The sequence below is a fragment of the Photorhabdus sp. CRCIA-P01 genome, from assembly GCF_003545805.1.
Classification (GTDB): Bacteria; Pseudomonadota; Gammaproteobacteria; order Enterobacterales; family Enterobacteriaceae; genus Photorhabdus; species Photorhabdus antumapuensis.
In genome coordinates this window covers 168494-188656 of sequence record NZ_NMQR01000005.1, presented here as the reverse complement: position 1 = coordinate 188656, position 20163 = coordinate 168494, and the positions used below count along the sequence as shown (strand labels likewise).

Below are 20163 nucleotides of genomic sequence, written 5' to 3'. Positions count from 1 at the left end.
TCTATAAAAATAAGCAACTATTCCTTATATAGGTTATTTTTTTCGGATTGATTTTCATTTGAGGGAGATATCTCATAGAACATATTACGCTTACGTTTGCTCGATGTTCCATGATATCTTTTGATAAACAGTTGACTGTTTTCTTTTGTTAAAAAGTAATATTCAGGGAAATTACTCTCTGGATATAGTAAACTGGCAAAATTAGGTACAATTTGATTTTTGTCACGATAATCAGGATAAGGGAAGTATTCTTCAAAATAAACGATTTCTTTGTTTTTGATAAAAATAAATTTCACCCCAACATCAATAAATTGATAATGCATACCAATCGCCTTTTCTATAGATTTAGGACGAGTTCCTGTAGGGAATATATAGGCACGATCCCAATGAAATGGTGTTATTTCATTTAAATCAATTAAGCATTCCTGATTTATTTGGCAATGTTCATTGGTATAATCGGCAATGGCCTCTCTAACATCCCATTTTTTGAAAAAAATAAAATAAACAGAGACAAAAATAGAAAATATGATTAAAATAATAGATAAATTTTTATTCATTAATTTCATCTTCAATTTTCCCCTTATACATAACTAATTTTTATTCATACTTCTTTCTTATATTATAATAAAATGTCACTTATGAGTAATTATTTTTTGAGGATTTTGAATGTCTTTTATATCAGGATAGATATAGTATAAGTTATACATAGTAACCATATGCCATAATTTTTTCTGCTTTTAACACAAAACCTCAGATCTTCATCTGAGGTTTTGTGTTAGCTATTATTTTTCAATAAGTTATACTGTTTTATTTGCCGTTTTCATCAAGGCTTTCAAATACAGACTTCATATAAGCGTATTGTACATCGGAAATTTTTTCTTTAACAACTTCATAACCATGAGCATTCTTAACGGCAACATATAACCCTTCTTTATGAAATTTTTCTAATGCGATGAGCGCTAACATTTTCATTGATGTTGTATTTGAGCTCAACCCAATATGGCGGCCTATTTGGTTATTAAGTAAATCAATAGTCTGATCAGCATCATTGAGAACTACAAATTGCCGGATATTCAGATCAACCCGAGGGTCAACTTCATGTGCATCACCTGCATGTTTAGCAATTTTTTCCCCATATCTGGCTGACAGAGTCGCCTGCCAAATAGTATGTCGAAAAGCATTCACCTGCGTTCCTTCACCCTGCATGTCCTTGAGTTGAGTGAATCCCCCTTTTTTCTCATCACCTTGGGTTGCAAAGCGCACTGCATTGGTGGTGATATTTGTCGAACCCTGACTAAAAAGGCCAATTTCGAATGCTTCTTTCGGGTACAACTTGGCAAAAATTAATTGCTTCACCGAAGGCGGAATTGCTGTGTTTTGACCATCATGAATAGCTTCATTAATTTCTATTCTTGATTTTTCAAGATCTTCTTTAATTCTTTTTAATCGAGCGACTTCTGTAGTGAGCGCTCTACTTAATTTAGCTTTCATTTCCTGATAATACAAAAACAAATTTCTAACAGCTCTTCGATATTTATTTCCAATCTCATGCCAAAAATCATCAGACTTTTTAATCTCACTATTTAAAAAATTATCCAAATTCTTCTGGGAATTAATCACTACCCTAGATGTCAATTCAATTATGCCCACATTTGTCGTATGTTTCTTATCGTAAGGGTACTTATTAGCATCGATTAATGTTAATCCTTCTGGTGTATTGTTAATAATATTAAGCGCTTTATTCACTGATTCAATTGCTTTTTCAGATTTGGATTTTTGAAATTCTGAGATGTAACGTTGATATAAAACCAGTTCTTCAAGAGTCATACCCGCCAAATTTTTTGTCGCTTCTTGAGGGGTTTTATTAGTTAATGCTTTCTGTTCAGTAATAATGCTTTCTAATTTAGCCTTTTGTTCATGCGTAAAACCAGGAATAGCATTGATAATATTGTCAACTCTTATCGAATCGACTTTAATATTAAAATCGCCAAAATTGATGAAAGGAATATCAAAGTTTCTTTCAGCACCAGAAATGGCACCTGCCCCCCAATTAATCGGCACATCTATAAAATCTGCCAATCCTGAGGCAGTTACGTGGCCTTGAGTAATTGAAGTTACACGACCTTCAAAGTGAAATTTATAACCATCACTGCCAGGGATAGTGACATTAATAGGCGGAAAGTTCAGAGGAGAAATTTTCATAATATGTTCCTTATAGAATATAATTGTAAAAATAATTATCTAGATTACACCTAGCGTTTCACGTAATCGTGTCGAGTGAGTTATACATTATTTTCACAAAAATGGTTATGCCGACACAGTGCTATTATAGATTTCATTATCTATTTTAATAGCAAGTGGTCTTGTATCATTACTGTTACAAAACCAGGGCAGTCGTATGAATGGATTAAATATCATCCAGACTCGTTTATGTTTCATCCTCATACTTAATTTTTTGGTTTATTTTTTCAGCTTATTTAGATGTGATTGTATTTTATTACCCCATATATATTAGTAATTTTTGGCAATTAATCAGATCGCAAAAATTGGACTGAGCTCCATTTAATGGAACTATTATTTTGAAAAATTATTCAAATTTCTTGGTAAATGTAACATGTTACATTTTCCTATAAATCGGCTGAAATAAATATCATCAAACCCACGTTTATCATTTAATAATTTGTCTCTTTCATCTTTAGCTATTTCACGTTGTAGAATAATAGCTACTTCACTTTTGTTTAATTTCTCAGAAAGAATTAATGATGTTTGCGCTTTATCGAAATCGATATTATGTCTATCAATACCAAAGTCATTCAAACTATTCGCAGTAAGCTGAGTTGCCCATCCATTTATATCTGAACAATCAGGTCCTGCGGCAATAGCAGATATTGAAAATGATAATATAGCTACCGACAGTAATATTATTCGACCATTAAATCGTGATCGCCACTGATCCATATTTGTTTCCTATATCTAAGCCGCCATCGTCTTGAAGCCAAAGATAAACGGGTATAGCCATACTAATTACCTTCTGAGTTATTGTTTCATTGGTTAATATTATATCAATGACATTAATAAATGGAAGATTAAATTTCACCCAAGGCTATCGCCCGGAAAATCCCGCCTCGCTAGGCTGATGGCATATCACTTTGACAAGTGACCTAGATTTGACAACGGAATAATCTCGTAGAAATATGTCATTATGAGATTACTCATATTCATGCAAGGTAACTATTTGAGGCTATATATGCCAAAGCGTGCAGAAAAACAGGAAACAACCCAACATCAGCCGAAACGGTTATCCAGAACACCTTTGGAGCAAGGCATCCGTCACGGCAAAAAAGCGATTTCTCTGACGGTCAGAGTAGGAAATTATATCCGCACTATTCCCATTATCGCTCACTTTATCCGTGCAACACTGCGCTTTAATGATCGGATGGGTAATCAGTTTGGCGCCGCAATAACGTATTTTTCCTTCTTATCGCTTATCCCAATCCTGATGCTCTCTTTCGCCATTGCCGGTTTTATTCTGGCTTCTAATCCTGATTTATTGGCAAAACTGATTAATGGTATCGCAAATAGCATTAGTGATCCGACTCTTGCTAATACACTGAAAAATAGTGTCGATACAGCAATTAAACAACGTACTACCGTGGGATTAACCGGTTTGGCAATTGCACTTTATTCCGGTGTGAATTGGGTCAGTAATTTACGTCAGGCCATTCTTGCCCAATTCCATCCTGTCTGGGTGCGAAATCAGGAAGATAATGAGAAAATCTATTTTAAATATCTTCGTGATGCTATTTCTCTGATTGGGCTATTATTAGCGCTGGTGATCACGCTGTCATTGACCTCTATCGCAGGCTCCGCCCAAGCAACCATTGTGAAGATGCTAGGGTTAGATGGCATTGAGTGGCTGCGTCCATCTTGGTTCCTGATTGGATTAGCTATTTCTATTTCAGCCAACTATCTGCTTTTCCTATGGCTATTCTGGGTGCTGCCTCGCCACCAGCCAGAACGTAAGGCACTATTGAGAGGGACATTAATGGCAGCAATAGGCTTTGAAGTGATCAAATATATTATGACCATGACGTTACCACGTCTCGCCAATTCCCCTTCCGGCGCCGCGTTTGGATCTGTTATTGGTCTGATGACATTTTTCTACCTATTCGCCCGCTTAACGCTATTCTGCTCTGCCTGGATAGCCACTGCGGATAATAATCATAAAAATACCGAATAAATGTGCCCTGGCAGAGCCAGTCTGCCACAATAATAACCAATGAAAAGGAGCTGTTTATGCCGTTTGTCAATATCAGAATTACCCGTGAAGGTGCTACAGCAGAACAAAAGAAGCAATTAATTGAAGGAGCCACTCAGTTACTGGTCGATGTATTAGGAAAAAATCCGGCGACAACTTTTGTCATTATTGATGAAGTCGATACTGATAACTGGGGAATCGGCGGTAAGAATGTGACTGAGCTTAGAGCTGAGGCTAAAAAGTAACCTCCGATGATGAAGGGCGGGATTATCCGCCCTTTTTGTTGCCTTAAGAGGCTTTTGCCTCGGACTTAGATATCGGTGGTTGTGCCGGAATATCAACCTTATCCTTATGTGACTCCAGCGACATAATCTGATTAAAACCATTTCTTAACTGGTTTACATCCATCTCCGCTTCCCCTTTCGGTTGAATCAGAATAAATGCCACCTCTTGTGAAAGGATCTGTTTCAATTCACGATTAAGCATTTCAGGTGTCAAGGAAGCCAAGAATGCTTGCCTCAAGCGCTGATACTGTTCTGGGGCAATATCCACCACATTGCTCTGTTGGGACAAAAGACGCTGATTAATCAGAATATCCGTGCTGGTATGAGCATACATGGCAAATAACTGGCTAAGTTGTGCTTGTTTTTGCGCATATAACTCATCAAACTGCCCCTTCGGCAATCCTTTATCCCGTAGTGTGACCAATTCAGCCGCCAGATACTCCATTGCAGGTTTCAGATTACCTGCCGTCGTGTTGAGATTCAGAGCACAGCTCGCACGATGATACTGGACTTTACAATCCAGCCCCAATTTCAATGCCTTATCATTTCTTCTTTCCAGCCCAAGTTGCAGATAGCGATAAAGGGCCTCGCGGGTAATATCACTGATCCAATAGTGATTAATCACATGTGAATCATTAATCGGCTGCCAATTGAGATCCCAAATCAAGGATAAAGTATCTTCCTTCTTTTTATCGCTGATAATCCCTATGGTCTCCGGTTTCATGGGTGACAACGCTGCAATAGTGGCCGGGGTATGGCGTTTACCTTTCAATGATGAAAACGCTTGGTTGATATTTTCCGGCAGAGTACGGCTATCTACATGGCCCGCAACGTATAACGTCATCATATCAGGGGTATACCACTGCCGGTAAAATTGCTTAAGCTTATCTAAATCAATAGGTTGAGGCGAATTTTGTGCCGGATCGTGCCCTAACAGCGTTGAACCTTCCAAACGTCTACGCCACACGGGATCTTGTATGTCTGGAGGATAGGTTGCGACGGATGTATCAGCCATTTTCATGGCATGTTGTAGTGTTTCGGGTGTAAATACTGCTTTGCCCGCTGCATCAGCCAACCAATTCAGCGCGTCTTTTAATAATTCAGGCCGATTATGTGGCAAGCTCAAGCTATAAAGTGTGAAATCATATGAAACAATAGCTGGAGGCAGTGGGTATTTGGGATCAATAGCACTGTTCCACAACTGCTCCAATTTGGTAGAAGATAAACTTTTACTACTAAAGAGCACGACTTTCGGAATCAACCAGGTATAACCCGCTTGTTGGGGTTTTTCCGCCAGCGACCCTGTTTTCACTACCAGGCGCAACTGTATTCTGTCGTTAGGACGTTGTGGCGTCTGCAAAATTTGCCAGTTAAAACCATTTTCCAGTTTACCTTGTTTCCAGGCAGGGTCAGGCTGCAAGGCTTCTGCCTGCGTCTGGCCCGCAACTGCCAGCATTATCCCACCAATCAAATAACGAATTTTCGTACCCTGCATGTGAACCCCTATAGATGTCTATCCTTGGTTTTAGCCTTCGAAGGTTTAACCATTGATGACAGAATATGTTCCCTTCGACCAATAATAACGGTAGAAAAAGCAAAAACCTGAATTTTAGCAGGTGAAATCCTGTCAGGATTATAACAGAGGATTAGACCTCAAACCGCCACGGATGGTTTCATGATGACGGAGGTTTATGCTTATCAAATTGACGATTATATCCCCTGATCAGCATACCCAATTCATCATCCTGATGGTATTTAGGGCAAGCCATTGGCTCTGATGATTGATCGTTATTAAGATCCCGTGCAATGTCACGTAATGGGTGCACAATAATCCGGTTAATACACCAGCTTATCGACACCGTAAGGATAAGGGCCAATAATAAATAAGTTGTCAGCATCAGTGCCAACGTATTAATGACAAAACGATATACTCGGTTGGAATCCACTTGCAAAATCAGATGCCCTAGCGGTTTAGCATCCGTCGATACTGAACCATAAACATGAAGAGGAATACTCACTTCCACAGGGATCCCAAAAACACGTTTAGCCAGTTCGGGGATTGGGCGATGGGTAGCGAAGCTCAATCGTATCACCCGGATATCTTCCGGTAACACCACATCTGCCCGTCCTAAAATACCTACAGTGCGCAGCCCTATCAGCAACTCTTTTGCTTTACTGAGATCGGAATTAAGTAGTGCTTCCGTTAAAGGTGCCTGTACCTGAACTGCCGCATTATTAAGCTGGCTGATATAATCATCTTTACGTTGCTGTATAAAATGACACAATTGAATCGTAATAAAAATAGCAATGGTCACCAGCGTGACGCCGGTCACTGCGGCCATCTGTTTAATGGTTAACGAACGTTTGACGCGCAATTTCATTTTCACTTAAACCAATGCCTGTGGATATCGCAGTTATAACACGTGATCAATGGAATTGAGTATACTTGATTTTATCGCTAACGATCCTGTTTCACTTATCCAAGTCGTTATTTTCCTAAAATAATTGCCTTTAATAGCTATCTGTAACTATTAGAAAAACATATAAATATTCAACTTGCCTATTTAAAAGTGCCTACTTTGACCACAATGTGTAACACTGATGAAATCAAGCCACCAATCAGAAACTTAAATTTAGTCACTCTTTTCGCATTACACGAAGAAAAGTATCAGGCCAAGCTACTTGTTTTTTCCTGGCAATCCACCCTTAATGACTCTGTCCAAGACACATTCCTAATAGTGATGTCGTCGTGATTTAACTAACTGCATACACAACATCATTAAGCAAAACGTAATGAAAGTTTGAATTTATACTATATTCTATTGTATGCACCTAATTTCAGAGAAGCATATATTAACCACAGTCATTCACTGTATGTCCTGACTCCTCAGCATGACACTATTAACCTTGTGTGAAAGGATGATGTGTATGAGTGATCTTGAAGATTTATACCCCTATCGTTTTTCAGCACTTTCCTATTCTAAAGCTGAACGGTTTGATGCTTGGCGAGAAGAGCATCAGCATCATAGTATTTCGCTAAAAATGCGTGAAATTATTATCTTAGATGCTAATTTCTGCGGGATGCATATAGGCGAGCTGATGCTTGGACGTTGGCGTTTCCTTAGCAAACGCGAGAGTACAATCAATAACTTTGCTTATCGCTCATTAGACAAGATTCGCAAGGATAATCTTGACCATTATTATTTTCGCCTTAGCCTTTCTGATTCGTGGATTTATAATGACACTAGCCACCAAACTAAAGTAAGACCTTCACAATTGGCTGTTATCGATTTGGGTCAACCCTATAATTTAAGCATCGCCGAAGGTGAGGTCATCATGTTGATGGTTCCTCGAGATCTTCTCCCGACAACAACGACTAATTTCCATGGAGCAGTCTTAAATCACAGCCTAGGACAGCTTTTTGCAGAACATATTAGAGCACTATTTCTGCATACTCCCCATTTGCCTAAGAACGATATGCCACAGGTTATGCAAGCTACTTTGGGCTTCCTGAATGCAACGCTTTCTGCAACCCCAGATAATATTATTCAGGCACAAACCGCAATTGACTCGACTTTATTCAACAGGATCAGACACTATATTGATCAAAATCTTAATTCAAATAAACTAAACGTTAACCAGATTTGTGAACAAATCGGTATCTCCAGGAGTCATTTATATCGGCTCTTCGAAACGGTAGGCGGTGTGGCAAGTTACATTTGTTCACGACGTTTATCTAAAGTTCATTCCATTCTGAGTTCCCAAATTACCCCGCGTCAACGTATTGCTGACTTAGCTTATCAGTATGGGTTCAGTAGCCCTGTTCAATTTGCGCGTGCCTATAAGAGGAAGTTTAGCTATTCTCCAAGCGAGACAAAAAGCATCGTTCTTCCTAGCGATGAAGATTCATCTGTCTTGAAGCCTGGTAGCGATTTTTGGCTACGGTCTCGTTGATTAATGTTTGTCTGTGCTCTGCCCCACTGTGGGTGAATGGGTGCTTAACATGATGCTACAAAGAGCATCTCCTGCAATCATCCCGCCCGCGAAAGACTCCAATCCGTGGGAAGGCTGGTTGCGATACTTTCGTTTTACCCATAAACGACAAATCAGCCCAAGGAGAACCATCCAGCCAACAGCAGGTTTAGCTATCAATAGTCCTGTTGCAAGCATGATACCTAATTGACCTCGAGTGCCACCAATAACTTGTAGTAGTGCGCCCAGTATTACCCAACCGGCGAAATTCATTAAGTTGCTTTGATCTATACTGGTTTTAATAGCCGCAGCATAAGCCAAATTGACTGGGGCAAACAGGTTACGAGCGAACAAATCATGCCAGGTCAGTAGAACAGCTATAATCGCTATGCCAAAACCTAACATGCCTGCGATCATTTGCTCTCGCCGTCCTCTTTGCTCAAATATGGGATCACGATTATCACCTCTCAATATGTATCCTGCTTTAAGGTCGTAGCCCATATCAGCAAATGCAGGCCCAGTTGCCGATGTAAACGCCGTTAATACGACTAAAGCCTTTACTGGAAAGCCGATCCAGATACCAATTACCAATGATAGTAATGCTACACCAAACGCAGGCATCCACCCGGTGTTCATGGCTGCGATTCCTACGATGAGCTCGTGAAGTAGCGCTGAGATCGTGCCAAATACAACAAATCCAATCAACATAGGTAAACTAAGTTGTTCAAACAACCCCGTCCCTACAGCAAGTATCATAGCCAAAAGCAGATAGCCCAAGCTACCGATACCGAGTAAAGCCCGAAAAGATGAGGTACCAGGCTGATCAATCTGGTGTCGATGACAACCGGCGGGGATAGTGATATGTGTCTTCTTCCGTTTGTACATGGAAAGGCCAATTTGCAAAGCTGCTACCATACCAGCACCAACCAAAATCCCTTCCGGCATTCTCAGCGTACTGATATCCAATGCAAACACAAAATAGAGACAGGGAGCCAATAGCAGTCCAGCCGCGAATGACAGCATAGCCGCAAAGCCCCCGATAAAAGCAATACCAGCCGCCGACATTGGCAAACCTAAAAGACTGCCGATAAACCCACTTATCACCCCACAAATTAATGTGATCGTCCGATAGCCACCGCGATCAGTGGTTTTGATCACTTCAGCGGTAGCCATCCCTAGGGGCCAAGCACCCGATGCTGGAAATACCGGAGAGTCAAACATACGATACAGCAGGAAAGCATCCCACAACATAGCCAAACTTACCCCTACCAGTATCGGTATAATGAGTTCAGGCATCTCCATGACGTGCGCGATACCAAGCGGGGCAAGAAGGCTGATGGCTGCCCCAAAAGTGGCAGAGGACATACTGGTTTGCACTAAATTTTGTGCATGAACAGAACGGAAAAGTGTGAATCGATAGATTGGGAGCCGTGCAATAGCCATAGCAACCAGAGCACCAATGATAGACGTGCTTGGTGTGACACCCAGAGTGACAAGTGTTTGGATACCAATTATCGATCCGAGAAAACTTACCAGAATCAATACAACTAACATTAATGGAGAAAACACCCGAGGATGAGATGATGAAACATGCGTCATACGTTGATGGCTTTGTTCTTTCCTCACGGTGCTATTCTCCTAATTTTCAAAGTTGGTAATAGTCTCTGTCTCTCTGTAATGCCTATTTTTTCGACTGCTGCCGTTTCAATGTCATCCAAAGGACACTCAAAACTGTGAGGGAGATGACTAACAACAACCACATTGCCGCATGGTATCCTTCAATAAAGAACGTATGAAAAACATTCAATGCATCCGCCAAGTCAAGACCCGCATGCTGATGCAAAGCTGAAAGAGCCCCGTCCGGTTCAGCGATAACTTTCTCCACCCATTGGCCTGGAGCCACGCCAAACGTGCCTAGCTTGAGTAATAAGCTACTGGTAGCAACTTCCTGATAAAGTAGCAGACCAAAAGCAAGCCCTACGGCCCCGCCAATATTATGCACCGTCCACGACGACCCCATAGCAACCGCTCCCATACGTTCCGGCACAGATGAAAGTGCGGCCACTGTAGATGGCCCCAATACACAAGCCCAACCAATACCCATAAACGTAAACGCAATAGCAATACTGAATAGACTGCTGTATTCGGAAAAGAGTGTCTGAAGGAACGCTGAAATAGCAAAAAATAAAAAGCCGCTGACGAGTATTATTTTGACTCCCATTCGATCAGTAAGCCGTCCAACAATCGGTGAAAGAAGAGCAACCATTGCTGTAGTAGGCAGCAACATCATGCCTATCTGATATCCCTGGAGAGACTTTATCGTGTATAGGTACAAAGGCATCAGGAAAAAAGCCAAACAGTAAAAAAAGGCCAAGGCAGCATTGGCTATAGCCGCACCGATGAAAGTCCGGTTTTTAAACAGATGGAGCTGAATGATCGGCGAAGAGACCCGTTGCTCAATATAATAAAATATGACCAACGCTATGGCCGATATTATTAAAAGACTTAGCGTGGGGAATGACAGCCAACCCCATTCACTACCTAAGCTTAATACAGCAATGCAAGCCGACAGGCCCGTGATCAAAAAAATCAATCCCCCCCAGTCTAACGTGGTCCCTTGTTCCTTATTTCTGGATTCTTTGACGCTAACCGCACAGATTAATAGGCTTAAAACAATCAATGGAACGTTTATCAGGAAAATCCAACGCCAACCCAGAGTGCTGACAATGATTCCTCCTATTACTGGACCAATTGCCAGTCCAAGTCCATTAACCCCAAAGAGTAAACCGATACCTTTCCCACGCTCCTCCTCAGGGAAAGCATTAGAAACTATGGCACCAGAGGCTGTGTATAAGACCGCGCAAGATACCCCCTGAGCAAATCGAAAAGCGATAAGCCAGTTTATACTTGTAACGAGCCCGGCACCGAGTGATGCGAGTCCGAAGCATATGGCACCAAGGTAGAGTATGCGTCGACGACCATAGATATCAGCCATACGCCCCATCACAACCATGAAAGCCGATAGTGCCAAGAGAAAAATATTGATAATCCACTGGAGCTCAGCCACTGTAGCATGAAGATCAGCTCTTATTGCGGGCATAGCCGTGTTGACGATAGTAAAGTCAATACAACCAAGAAAACTCGCAATACTCACACCAGTCAAAACCCACCACTTTCTGTGATTCTCTGAGAAAAAAATCATCAAATAGCCTCCACTCTATTCAGTAGTTCATCTAAAAAATTCCCGGAACCTCATTGAAACAAGCTTGAATATTAGCTTAGCATTAGCATGTGCCGGGAATTTCCTGGAATGACAGACTATGACCTTATCTTCCTTAGTTATTTCATATCTATCAGGTTACTGATGTTTCATGTCTTTTTGATTTATTCCACCATACAATGAATCGCGTCTTCCTGAAGGAATGCATTATTAAGAAAATTTGGTATAGACCGCTTCTTAAAGCGTAGAGATAACCAGCGTTCTTTTCCAGGATATTTTTCAACAACGCAACGCTCGCATGTCGCATTCATAGCCACAGTCATTGGTTGTGGGTAAATGACGAAATCGTAGCCTTTAGCTGCCCAAATCGGCATGATTATGGGACATTCTTCCATAAGATAATTGAAACAACGTATGAATGCCTGGGCGGTATCAATACTTGGGTCCCGCTTTACCATTCGATCAATGAATATGCCTATAGTTTCGTTAATTGCCTCTTTATAGGCCGGATCATTGGCATATAATCCTTCTATATCTTCTCGAAATGCCAAATATGACATATCGTTTAAAGCCTCATCCCAGCGGAGAATATTGTTGGGAATCGAGAGGGCGGCGAGCACTTCAGAATTTCGAGCGATCCAGGAAGTACCCAATTCATATGTAAAACGATAGGCTGCTTCATAACTCATTCCCAGATAATTATGCCGCTGTAAGGTATCAGCTACCGCGATTGTGCATGAAGAAAACCCACTCTTATTAATCAGATCAATGGTTGCTGCGAGTTTATCGCCTTCGTGATATTTTTGGCCGACACTGATAAGTAAGATGACCTTGCTACCCAACAAGGCCGTTTTTTCTTTATCAAAATTGAATGCAGCTTTTGAAAAGAATGTGTAACTAGCCATATTCTTGCCTCCAAATTGAAGCTTTATTATTCCCTAAGCACCAATAGTGTAATTTGACTTTATTCTCGTCATAAGATGATCTGCATACTCAATACGAGGATATTTTGCCGGATTATCCGCCTCCCTAAATATATCTAATGGTGCGATTTGAGCGTGCATACTTGGCTCAAAAAAGAAAGGGATAGCATATCGTTTCTTTCCAGAACGATTTATTACCCGATGGGGAGTAGAAATAAAGTTATCGTTAGTCATCCATTTGATCATATCTCCGCTATTTAGGATAAAAGAACCCGGTTCAGGTGGAACATCAATCCATTCTCCCTCTTGATTTTTGACTTGCAGTCCCCCAATTGTATCTTGTGCTAATAAGGTCAAAAATCCATAATCCGTATGCGGGGCAATGCCATACTGGTCTTCAGGAATGATGTTTGGCTGTTCCGGGTAATATTGAAGCCTCAAGAAAATAGTCGGTTCCCTGAAATAATTATCTAATGCATTGAGGCTCAGGCCGAACGCCATTGCAAAAACTTGTACCATCCGTTTAGCCAAAGCCTGCATAGATTGATAGTATGTCGTGATCGTCTCCTTGAACTCCGGCATATCTTCAGGCCATTGATTTGGGCCAGCTAAGTTTTGTTCTAGTTTAAAGTCTTCACTTTCCTCCGATACTTCATTAGCAATAATAAATGCCTCACTTTGATTTGGCTTACTTGCTTTTTCCAAAGTAGATAATTCAAATCGAGATGTGCTCCTAGGCATATAGCCCCGAAAGAACTTATTTTGACGAATTTTTAATTTTTTATTCAGTGGTAGATTGTGGAAATCTCTTGCTGCCTGAAAAGTAGCTTGTACTAAATCTTCTGATATGCCGTGATTAACAAGGTAAGCAAACCCCACATTTGTATATATTTGGCGAACTTGATCAGCAACTGACAATAATCCCGTATCTGTATGGGTAAATATTGGCGCAAGGTCAATATGAGGTATTTTCTCAAAACTTTTCATACATGACTCTCCCCGATGACTTAATGTCAAATAATGATGAATTCTCTTCTTTAGAATATAAATCATAAGAATATTTACAGGGTAAGCATTCCATCCCATAAAATGGACATTTCATCCCATAAGGGATTTTTATACGTGTAATGAATGAGTTGCCGCAGTTCGCGTTTGAAAGGAGAAATCAGAAAGAAAATAGCGTTTATACAAACGCTATTATAGGAAATTAAAGATGGTGCAACCTACCCACCATCCTTAAAAGTTATTAGCTTAACCAATTATTCCACTGCAACATTTTCATCCTGATCAACCGCAAAACAAGCAATCAGTTGATTACCATATTGATTCAGTTTTGGCTGAAACTGAGTACAAACGCTAAGTGCCCGGCGGCAACGCGCCGCAAATGCACAACCGGGTGGTGGATTCATTGGGCTTGGCAATTCGCCGGTCAATTTTATCCGTTCACGGCGTAATTCAGGATTCAGCCTGGGTGTTGCTGATAATAACGCCTGTGTATAGGGATGACGTGGGTTACGAAAAATCATCTCCTTACTGCCTTGTTCCACACAACGACCGAGGTACATCACCATCACTTCATCAGCAATATGTTCAACCACGGACAAGTCATGGGAAATAAAGACATAAGAGAGCCCCAACTCTTGTTGTAAATCCATCATCAGGTTCAACACCTGTGCCCGCACCGAGACATCCAACGCGGAAACCGGTTCATCCGCAATGACCACATCCGGGTCCAACATTAAGCCACGGGCAATCGCAATCCGCTGACGTTGACCACCGGAGAACATATGCGGATAACGGCTGTAGTGTTCAATTTTTAGCCCCACTTTTTCCATCATCTGCAACACTTTTTCTTTACGTTCCTGTGCGCTCAACTTGGTATTGATCCGCAGAGGTTCCTCTAGGATCTGCCCAACTTTTTTACGCGGATTCAGTGAACCATAAGGATTTTGAAACACAATCTGGATTTTCTGACGACGTAGCTTTTCAGCGTCTTTATTTGGCACCAGCAGATCTTGTCCCTGATAATAAAGCTCCCCGTCGGTTGGCTTTTCAATCATCGTCAGCAATCGCCCCAGCGTGGATTTACCACACCCCGATTCACCAACAACCGCCAGCGTTTTTCCCTTTTCCAATTCGAAAGAGACGCCATCCAACGCTTTTACCGTTCTAGCAGGTGAAAAGAGCCCCCCTTTAATCGGATAATATTTTTTCAGATCCGTCGCTTTTAATAACGGCACAGTGGATATTTGCCGCGCCGGATAAAGATACTCACTCATACTGTCGGCCTCCCCGCATCATCCAACGGTATATGGCATTTCACCTGACGTTCCCCTACTGTTCTTAATTCCGGTTCCACCTGACGACAATGGTCATTTGCATATGGACAACGTGGATTCAGTAAACACCCGATCGGCCGGTCATATTTCCCCGGCACAACACCCGGTAAAGAGGCAAGACGGGATTTATCCGTAGCAAATTCAGGTAATGCCCGGAGCAACGCCTGAGTATACGGATGACGTGGCGCCCGGAAGATTTCCGATGCCTTGGCGGATTCCACCACCTGCCCGGCATACATCACGATAATATGATGAGCGGCTTCTGCCACTAATGCCAAGTCATGGGTGATTAATATTAGCGCCATATTTTCCCGTTGTTGCAACTCCAACAACAGTTCAATAACCTGCGCCTGAATGGTGACATCCAAAGCGGTTGTCGGTTCATCGGCAATCAGTAATTTTGGTCGGCAGGCAATCGCCATTGCGATCATTACCCGTTGACTCATACCACCCGATAATTGGTGCGGATACACATCCAAACGTGATGCAGGATCAGGGATACCAACCAAGGTCAATAGATCAATCGACCGTTGGCGGCGAGTACGACGATTGCCACCTTGATGCACTTTCAGCGCTTCCATAATCTGAAACCCAACGGTATAACAGGGATTCAAGCTGGTCATAGGATCTTGGAAGATCATTGCCACTTCCGCACCAACCAGTTGGCGACGTTCTTGTTCGGAAATTTTGGTCAGATCACGCTGGTTAAATTCCAGTTTGTCAGCCATCACTCTACCCGGATAATCAATCAATCCCATTATAGCCAATGAACTGACCGATTTACCTGAACCAGATTCTCCAACAATACCAACAACCTGTCCCTGCTCCACCCGGTAACTGATGCGATCAACAGCGCGGAATGGTGCCTCGTCGTCTCCGAAGTGAACCGATAATTTTTCTACATTCAACAGTGCCATTTCGCCACCTCACTACTGCTTGAGCTTAGGATCAAGCGCATCACGCAAACCATCACCCATCAGGTTAAACGCCAACACTGTCAGCAGAATCGCCACCCCCGGGAATGTCACCACCCACCAGGCACTTTGTGCAAACTGCAATACATCAGACAGCATTGTTCCCCATTCCGGCGTAGGTGGCTGCGCCCCCATCCCCAGAAACCCCAAAGCAGCCATATCAAGAATGGCATTGGAAAAACCCAGAGAAGCCTGCACAATCAGTGGCGCCAGACAGTTAGGCAGGATATTGATAAACATCTGGCGCACGGAACCCGCCCCAGCCACTTGTGAAGCCGTGACATAATCGCGGTTAACTTCCACCAACACCGCAGCACGAGTTAAACGGATGTAATGTGGCAGAGATACAAAGGTCAACGCCAGTGAAGCATTGACAATGGATGGCCCAAATATCGCCACCAGCACCAAAGCCAGCAGCAGGCTTGGCAATGCCAGCATAATATCAACGATACGCATGATGATAATATCCACCACACCACCGAAATAACCCGCCAGCACTCCCAGCACAACCCCCATCAACAGGGATAGTACCACCACCAGACAACCTACCAGCAGTGACAGCCGGGCGCCGTACATCAGACGTGAAAGTAAATCACGCCCAACATCATCAGTACCCAGAATAAACTGCCAACTTCCCCCTTCCTGCCATACTGGTGGCGTCAGTAAAGAATCACGGAACTGTTCAGCCGCGCTGTGTGGGGCAAGTACCCCCGCCAACAGAGCAACTAACAACATCAGCACAATATAAACCAGACCAATCACAGCCCCTTTATTGCGCTTAAAGTAATACCAGAACTCCTGCATCGGCGTCATAATCTTAGGCACACTGTTTGCAGGCTCAGTCACTTGAGACATAATGTGCTCCCTATTTTTTATGCCGGATACGCGGGTTAACGATGCCGTATAGCAAGTCAACTATCAGGTTAACCAAGATGATCATAATCGCCACCAATAATACGCCGCCCTGAACCACCGGATAATCTCGGCGTTGAAGGGCATCGATCAGCCAGCGTCCAAGCCCCGGCCAAGAGAAGATAGTTTCAGTCAGGATCGCCCCCGCCAGCATAATGCCCACCTGCAAGCCGATAACGGTCACAACCGGCAACAGCGCATTGCGCAACGCATGAACCACTATCACACGGATGCGGCTCAAACCTTTTGCGCGGGCAGTACGGATATAATCTTCACCCAATACTTCCAACATAGAAGAGCGGGTCATACGGACAATCACAGCCAGAGGAATCGTTCCCAGAACAATGGCAGGTAAGATCATATGCATCACGGCATCTTTGAAATTACCTTCTTCACCCCAGAACAGGGTGTCGAGCAGCATAAAACCCGTCAACGGATGACTGTCATCAAGGAAAACACTATCACTTATCCGCCCGGACACCGGCGTCAGATCCAACTGGACAGAAACCAGCATGATCAACATGATCCCCCACCAGAAGATCGGCATGGAGTATCCGGTCAGGGAAAGACCTATCGAAGTATGATCAAAAACCGATCCACGCTTTACTGCCGCCAGGACGCCAACCGGAATACCGACCGCAATAGCGAACAACATAGCGCATATCCCCAGTTCAAGAGTTGCCTTGAAACGGGGAACAAATTCTTCCCACACAGAGATACGACTTTTCATGGAGACACCAAGATCACCATGTAACACATTACTTACATAATGAAAGTATTGCTGCCAGAGTGGCTTATCCAGCCCCATTTCAGCCATTAACTGAGCATACCGCTCAGCAGATATTCCACGTTCCCCGGCCATAATGGTCACCGGGTCTCCGGGGATCATATGGACAAAAGCAAAAGTCAGTAAAGTAATGCCAATAAACGTTGGGATTACCAACCCCAGACGTCGGAGTATGAACTGCAACATATCCCGAACTCTCTTTTTTTAAATGCCGGTTACAGCTCTCAGGCCGTTTGGCTTGATAAGGGGGAGGACTTTCCCCCTTTGGCTTACAATTTAATAAACACCTTAAGTAAGAACAGGATTATTCGAGAGACACGTTATCGAAAAGATGTCTACCCAGAGGATCAACGACATAACCTTTAACTTCTTTACGGATCGGTTCATAAACCGTGGAGTGAGCTATAATCAGTGCCGGGACCTGTTCATGCATCACAACTTGAGCCTGTTTGTAAAGCTCGACACGTTTGGCATGATCAGCAACGATTCGGGCTGGCTGAATGGCATCTTCAAACGGTTTGTAGCACCATTTAGAGTAGTTGGAACCTCGCTCTTTGGCTGCGCAGCTAAACAAGGTTGCGAAGAAGTTATCTGGATCACCATTGTCTCCCGTCCAACCCATCATCACAATTTGATGCTCGCCATCTTTAGCTCGCTTCAAATATTCGCCCCATTCATAGCTGACAATTTTGGCCTTCACACCAATTTTTGCCCAATCAGCCTGGACCATTTCAGCCATACGACGGGCATTTGGGTTATACGGACGCTGTACCGGCATTGCCCATAGATCAATAGTAAAGCCACTTTCCATCCCTGCTTCTTTTAGTAGCTGTTTCGCCTTTTCCGGATCATATGAATAATCTTTAATATCATTGTTATAACCCCACATAGTTGGCGGAATCAGATTCTTAGCCATCTGGCCCGCTCCTTGATAAACCGCATCGATGATAGCTTTTTTATTAACCGCTATAGCCAACGCCTGGCGAACCTTGACATTATCCAGTGGTTTTTTGGTGACATTGAACGAAACATAGCCAACATTCATACCAGGCTGTTCCAGCAAAACGATATCTTTATCCTGTTTCATGCGGGCAATATCCGCCGGATTTGGATATGGCATGATCTGACATTCGTTTTTCTGTAATTTTGCATAACGAACGGATGCATCAGGAGTAATAGAGAAAACTAGCCGGTCAACTTTGGCTTTATCCCCCCAATATTCTTTGAAGGCTTTATACAGAATGCGAGAATCTTTCTGATATTGCACCAACTGGAACGGGCCTGTACCAATTGGATTCAGATCGACTTTCTCCGGTGTACCGGCTTTCATCATCTTATCTGCATATTCTGCTGACAAAATAGAGGCGAAATCCATCCCCAAATCAGCCAAGAATGGGGCTTCTGGGCGACTCAGTTCAATTCGGACCGTATAATCGTCTATTTTTTCAACCTTATTGATCATCTCACTCATACCCATGCCGATGAAATATTCATAGCTGCCGCCTGAAACTTTATAGTACGGGTGGTTTGCATCTTTTTGGCGCATGAAAGTATAGATCACATCATCCGCATTGAAGTCACGGGTAGGTTTAAATTCTTTATTACTGTGCCACTTAACCCCTTTACGCAAATGAAAAATGTAAACTTTAGCGTCATCACTAATATCCCATTTTTCCGCCAGACTCGGGGTAATTTCTGTCGCACCTGTTTTGAACTCAACCAAGCGGTTATACAACGGTCTGGAGCTAGCGTCATACGTTGTGCCAGCAGTGAACAGTTGCGGATTAAAGCCTTCCGGTGAGCCTTCGGAACAGTAAACCAATGTTTTTGCCTGAACGCTGGCGGTTACTGCCAATGCAACTAAGCTGACCCCTAGCTTCAATAACTTCGCTCCTTTAGAGAAAGTTGTCATTTTCTTGCACTCCATTTGTGATGTTGTTGTATACAGCCAGAACCTGCACTTCCTGTCAGAAACTGCGCTGTTTAGGTTTTGTTTATTATTTTCAGCTTATCAATTAAACAACTGTTGTCTCTTGCGTCAATAAGATCTCAACAGATGTCATAAACAACAGGAAAACACAAAGGAAACTAATAATTAACATAGTTAGCACAAAAATATGACAATGCGCACATTTTATAGACAAAAAGACCATAAAAAGCACATAGCAACAGTATTAATCACTATTAATCCGTGGGGCAAAATTTGTGGTTGTTTGATTAATTAGTAAACGATTATTTCACTAGAAAAGATGATAACTGGTATAAAATGCTGTGTGCCGAATAAAATCGGCACCTGAAAAGTTAATCAAATAAGTATAACATTAATAATATAAATACATACAAAAACCTGTTACTAGTTTATCTACGTTTACATCACTTCTGGTTTCATTAATTACTCCAATTTCATCACATAAAAAACAACTTCATAGAAAGAAGGTAATTTTCTTAATTCCGCTATAAAATTATTATCGGTGAATAAACCAAGACGGTGATT

17 protein-coding genes are annotated in these 20163 nt (G+C 42.3%); 3 read left to right on the top strand and 14 right to left on the bottom strand.

Translation table 11 applies throughout. The features are described from left to right. Nucleotides 1–17: 17 nt before the first annotated feature. The 3 genes from D3222_RS05590 to D3222_RS05580 all read right to left on the bottom strand — a co-directional run bounded on the left by D3222_RS05590 (nt 18) and on the right by D3222_RS05580 (nt 2958). The gene (locus D3222_RS05590; protein WP_118985260.1) at nt 18–566 is read right to left on the bottom strand and encodes a hypothetical protein; all 549 of its coding nucleotides are present in this window, start codon (nt 564–566) and stop codon (nt 18–20) included. 241 nt (nt 567–807) lie between these two features. Beyond that, entirely contained in the window at nt 808–2202 is a 1395-nt protein-coding gene (locus tag D3222_RS05585; RefSeq protein WP_118985259.1) for a DUF6973 domain-containing protein, read from the bottom strand. 372 nt (nt 2203–2574) lie between these two features. Further along, nucleotides 2575–2958, bottom strand: coding sequence for a hypothetical protein (locus tag D3222_RS05580; RefSeq protein ID WP_118985258.1), 384 nt, complete (start codon nt 2956–2958; stop codon nt 2575–2577). A gap of 289 nt (nt 2959–3247) precedes the next feature. On the opposite strand from D3222_RS05580, the gene yhjD reads away from it, so the two are divergent. Further along, nucleotides 3248–4240, top strand: coding sequence for an inner membrane protein YhjD (gene yhjD, locus D3222_RS05575; protein WP_118985257.1), 993 nt, complete (start codon nt 3248–3250; stop codon nt 4238–4240). Between the two features lie 56 nt (nt 4241–4296). Then, nucleotides 4297–4503, top strand: a complete 207-nt coding sequence (locus D3222_RS05570; RefSeq protein ID WP_046395265.1) for a 2-hydroxymuconate tautomerase family protein — start codon at nt 4297–4299, stop codon at nt 4501–4503. A gap of 43 nt (nt 4504–4546) precedes the next feature. Here D3222_RS05570 and D3222_RS05565 read toward each other — a convergent pair whose 3' ends face one another. Further along, nucleotides 4547–6037: an insulinase family protein gene (locus tag D3222_RS05565; protein WP_118985256.1), complete on the bottom strand. Its 1491-nt coding sequence runs from the start codon at nt 6035–6037 to the stop codon at nt 4547–4549. A gap of 178 nt (nt 6038–6215) precedes the next feature. After that, nucleotides 6216–6923 (bottom strand): HAMP domain-containing protein, encoded by a 708-nt coding sequence (locus D3222_RS05560; protein ID WP_118985298.1) that lies wholly within the window; start codon nt 6921–6923, stop codon nt 6216–6218. A gap of 547 nt (nt 6924–7470) precedes the next feature. Here D3222_RS05560 and D3222_RS05555 point away from each other — a divergent pair. Next, on the top strand, nt 7471–8496 hold the full coding sequence (locus tag D3222_RS05555; RefSeq protein WP_198672748.1) for an AraC family transcriptional regulator: 1026 nt from the start codon (nt 7471–7473) through the stop codon (nt 8494–8496). Here the strand turns inward: D3222_RS05555 and D3222_RS05550 are convergent, their stop codons facing one another. The 9 genes from D3222_RS05550 to dppA form a co-directional block, all read right to left on the bottom strand. Beyond that, nucleotides 8497–10140: an OPT/YSL family transporter gene (locus D3222_RS05550; RefSeq protein WP_232832413.1), complete on the bottom strand. Its 1644-nt coding sequence runs from the start codon at nt 10138–10140 to the stop codon at nt 8497–8499. It abuts the gene before it with no gap. 55 nt (nt 10141–10195) lie between these two features. Further along, complete coding sequence (locus tag D3222_RS05545) at nt 10196–11716, bottom strand: MFS transporter (RefSeq protein WP_198672747.1); 1521 nt, start codon at nt 11714–11716, stop codon at nt 10196–10198. Nucleotides 11717–11898: 182 nt separating this feature from the next. After that, nucleotides 11899–12639, bottom strand: coding sequence for a tRNA-dependent cyclodipeptide synthase (locus tag D3222_RS05540; protein WP_118985254.1), 741 nt, complete (start codon nt 12637–12639; stop codon nt 11899–11901). A 33-nt stretch (nt 12640–12672) separates the two neighbouring features. Further along, nucleotides 12673–13644, bottom strand: coding sequence for an isopenicillin N synthase family dioxygenase (locus D3222_RS05535; RefSeq protein WP_198672746.1), 972 nt, complete (start codon nt 13642–13644; stop codon nt 12673–12675). A gap of 272 nt (nt 13645–13916) precedes the next feature. Then, the gene (gene dppF, locus D3222_RS05530) at nt 13917–14936 is read right to left on the bottom strand and encodes a dipeptide ABC transporter ATP-binding subunit DppF (RefSeq protein WP_118985252.1); all 1020 of its coding nucleotides are present in this window, start codon (nt 14934–14936) and stop codon (nt 13917–13919) included. After that, the gene (gene dppD, locus D3222_RS05525; RefSeq protein WP_118985251.1) at nt 14933–15913 is read right to left on the bottom strand and encodes a dipeptide ABC transporter ATP-binding protein; all 981 of its coding nucleotides are present in this window, start codon (nt 15911–15913) and stop codon (nt 14933–14935) included. The genes dppF and dppD overlap by 4 nt, the downstream gene beginning before the upstream one ends. Nucleotides 15914–15925: 12 nt before the next feature. Continuing rightward, nucleotides 15926–16825, bottom strand: a complete 900-nt coding sequence (gene dppC, locus D3222_RS05520) for a dipeptide ABC transporter permease DppC (RefSeq protein ID WP_118985250.1) — start codon at nt 16823–16825, stop codon at nt 15926–15928. A 10-nt stretch (nt 16826–16835) separates the two neighbouring features. Next, nucleotides 16836–17855 (bottom strand): dipeptide ABC transporter permease DppB, encoded by a 1020-nt coding sequence (gene dppB, locus D3222_RS05515; RefSeq protein WP_118985249.1) that lies wholly within the window; start codon nt 17853–17855, stop codon nt 16836–16838. Nucleotides 17856–17973: 118 nt separating this feature from the next. Further along, nucleotides 17974–19581, bottom strand: coding sequence for a dipeptide ABC transporter periplasmic-binding protein DppA (gene dppA, locus D3222_RS05510; RefSeq protein WP_118985248.1), 1608 nt, complete (start codon nt 19579–19581; stop codon nt 17974–17976). Nucleotides 19582–20163 lie beyond the last annotated feature (582 nt).

Coding starts and splice junctions, on each gene's coding strand:
- yhjD (WP_118985257.1), top strand. CDS start 3,248: ATGCCAAAGCGTGCAGAAAAACAGGAAACAACCCAACATCAGCCGAAA.
- D3222_RS05570 (WP_046395265.1), top strand. CDS start 4,297: ATGCCGTTTGTCAATATCAGAATTACCCGTGAAGGTGCTACAGCAGAA.
- D3222_RS05590 (WP_118985260.1), bottom strand. CDS start 566: ATGAAATTAATGAATAAAAATTTATCTATTATTTTAATCATATTTTCT.
- D3222_RS05545 (WP_198672747.1), bottom strand. CDS start 11,716: ATGATTTTTTTCTCAGAGAATCACAGAAAGTGGTGGGTTTTGACTGGT.
- D3222_RS05555 (WP_198672748.1), top strand. CDS start 7,471: ATGAGTGATCTTGAAGATTTATACCCCTATCGTTTTTCAGCACTTTCC.
- dppF (WP_118985252.1), bottom strand. CDS start 14,936: ATGAGTGAGTATCTTTATCCGGCGCGGCAAATATCCACTGTGCCGTTA.
- D3222_RS05540 (WP_118985254.1), bottom strand. CDS start 12,639: ATGGCTAGTTACACATTCTTTTCAAAAGCTGCATTCAATTTTGATAAA.
- D3222_RS05580 (WP_118985258.1), bottom strand. CDS start 2,958: ATGGATCAGTGGCGATCACGATTTAATGGTCGAATAATATTACTGTCG.
- dppB (WP_118985249.1), bottom strand. CDS start 17,855: ATGTTGCAGTTCATACTCCGACGTCTGGGGTTGGTAATCCCAACGTTT.
- D3222_RS05565 (WP_118985256.1), bottom strand. CDS start 6,037: ATGCAGGGTACGAAAATTCGTTATTTGATTGGTGGGATAATGCTGGCA.
- dppD (WP_118985251.1), bottom strand. CDS start 15,913: ATGGCACTGTTGAATGTAGAAAAATTATCGGTTCACTTCGGAGACGAC.
- dppC (WP_118985250.1), bottom strand. CDS start 16,825: ATGTCTCAAGTGACTGAGCCTGCAAACAGTGTGCCTAAGATTATGACG.
- dppA (WP_118985248.1), bottom strand. CDS start 19,581: ATGACAACTTTCTCTAAAGGAGCGAAGTTATTGAAGCTAGGGGTCAGC.
- D3222_RS05585 (WP_118985259.1), bottom strand. CDS start 2,202: ATGAAAATTTCTCCTCTGAACTTTCCGCCTATTAATGTCACTATCCCT.
- D3222_RS05560 (WP_118985298.1), bottom strand. CDS start 6,923: ATGAAATTGCGCGTCAAACGTTCGTTAACCATTAAACAGATGGCCGCA.
- D3222_RS05535 (WP_198672746.1), bottom strand. CDS start 13,644: ATGAAAAGTTTTGAGAAAATACCTCATATTGACCTTGCGCCAATATTT.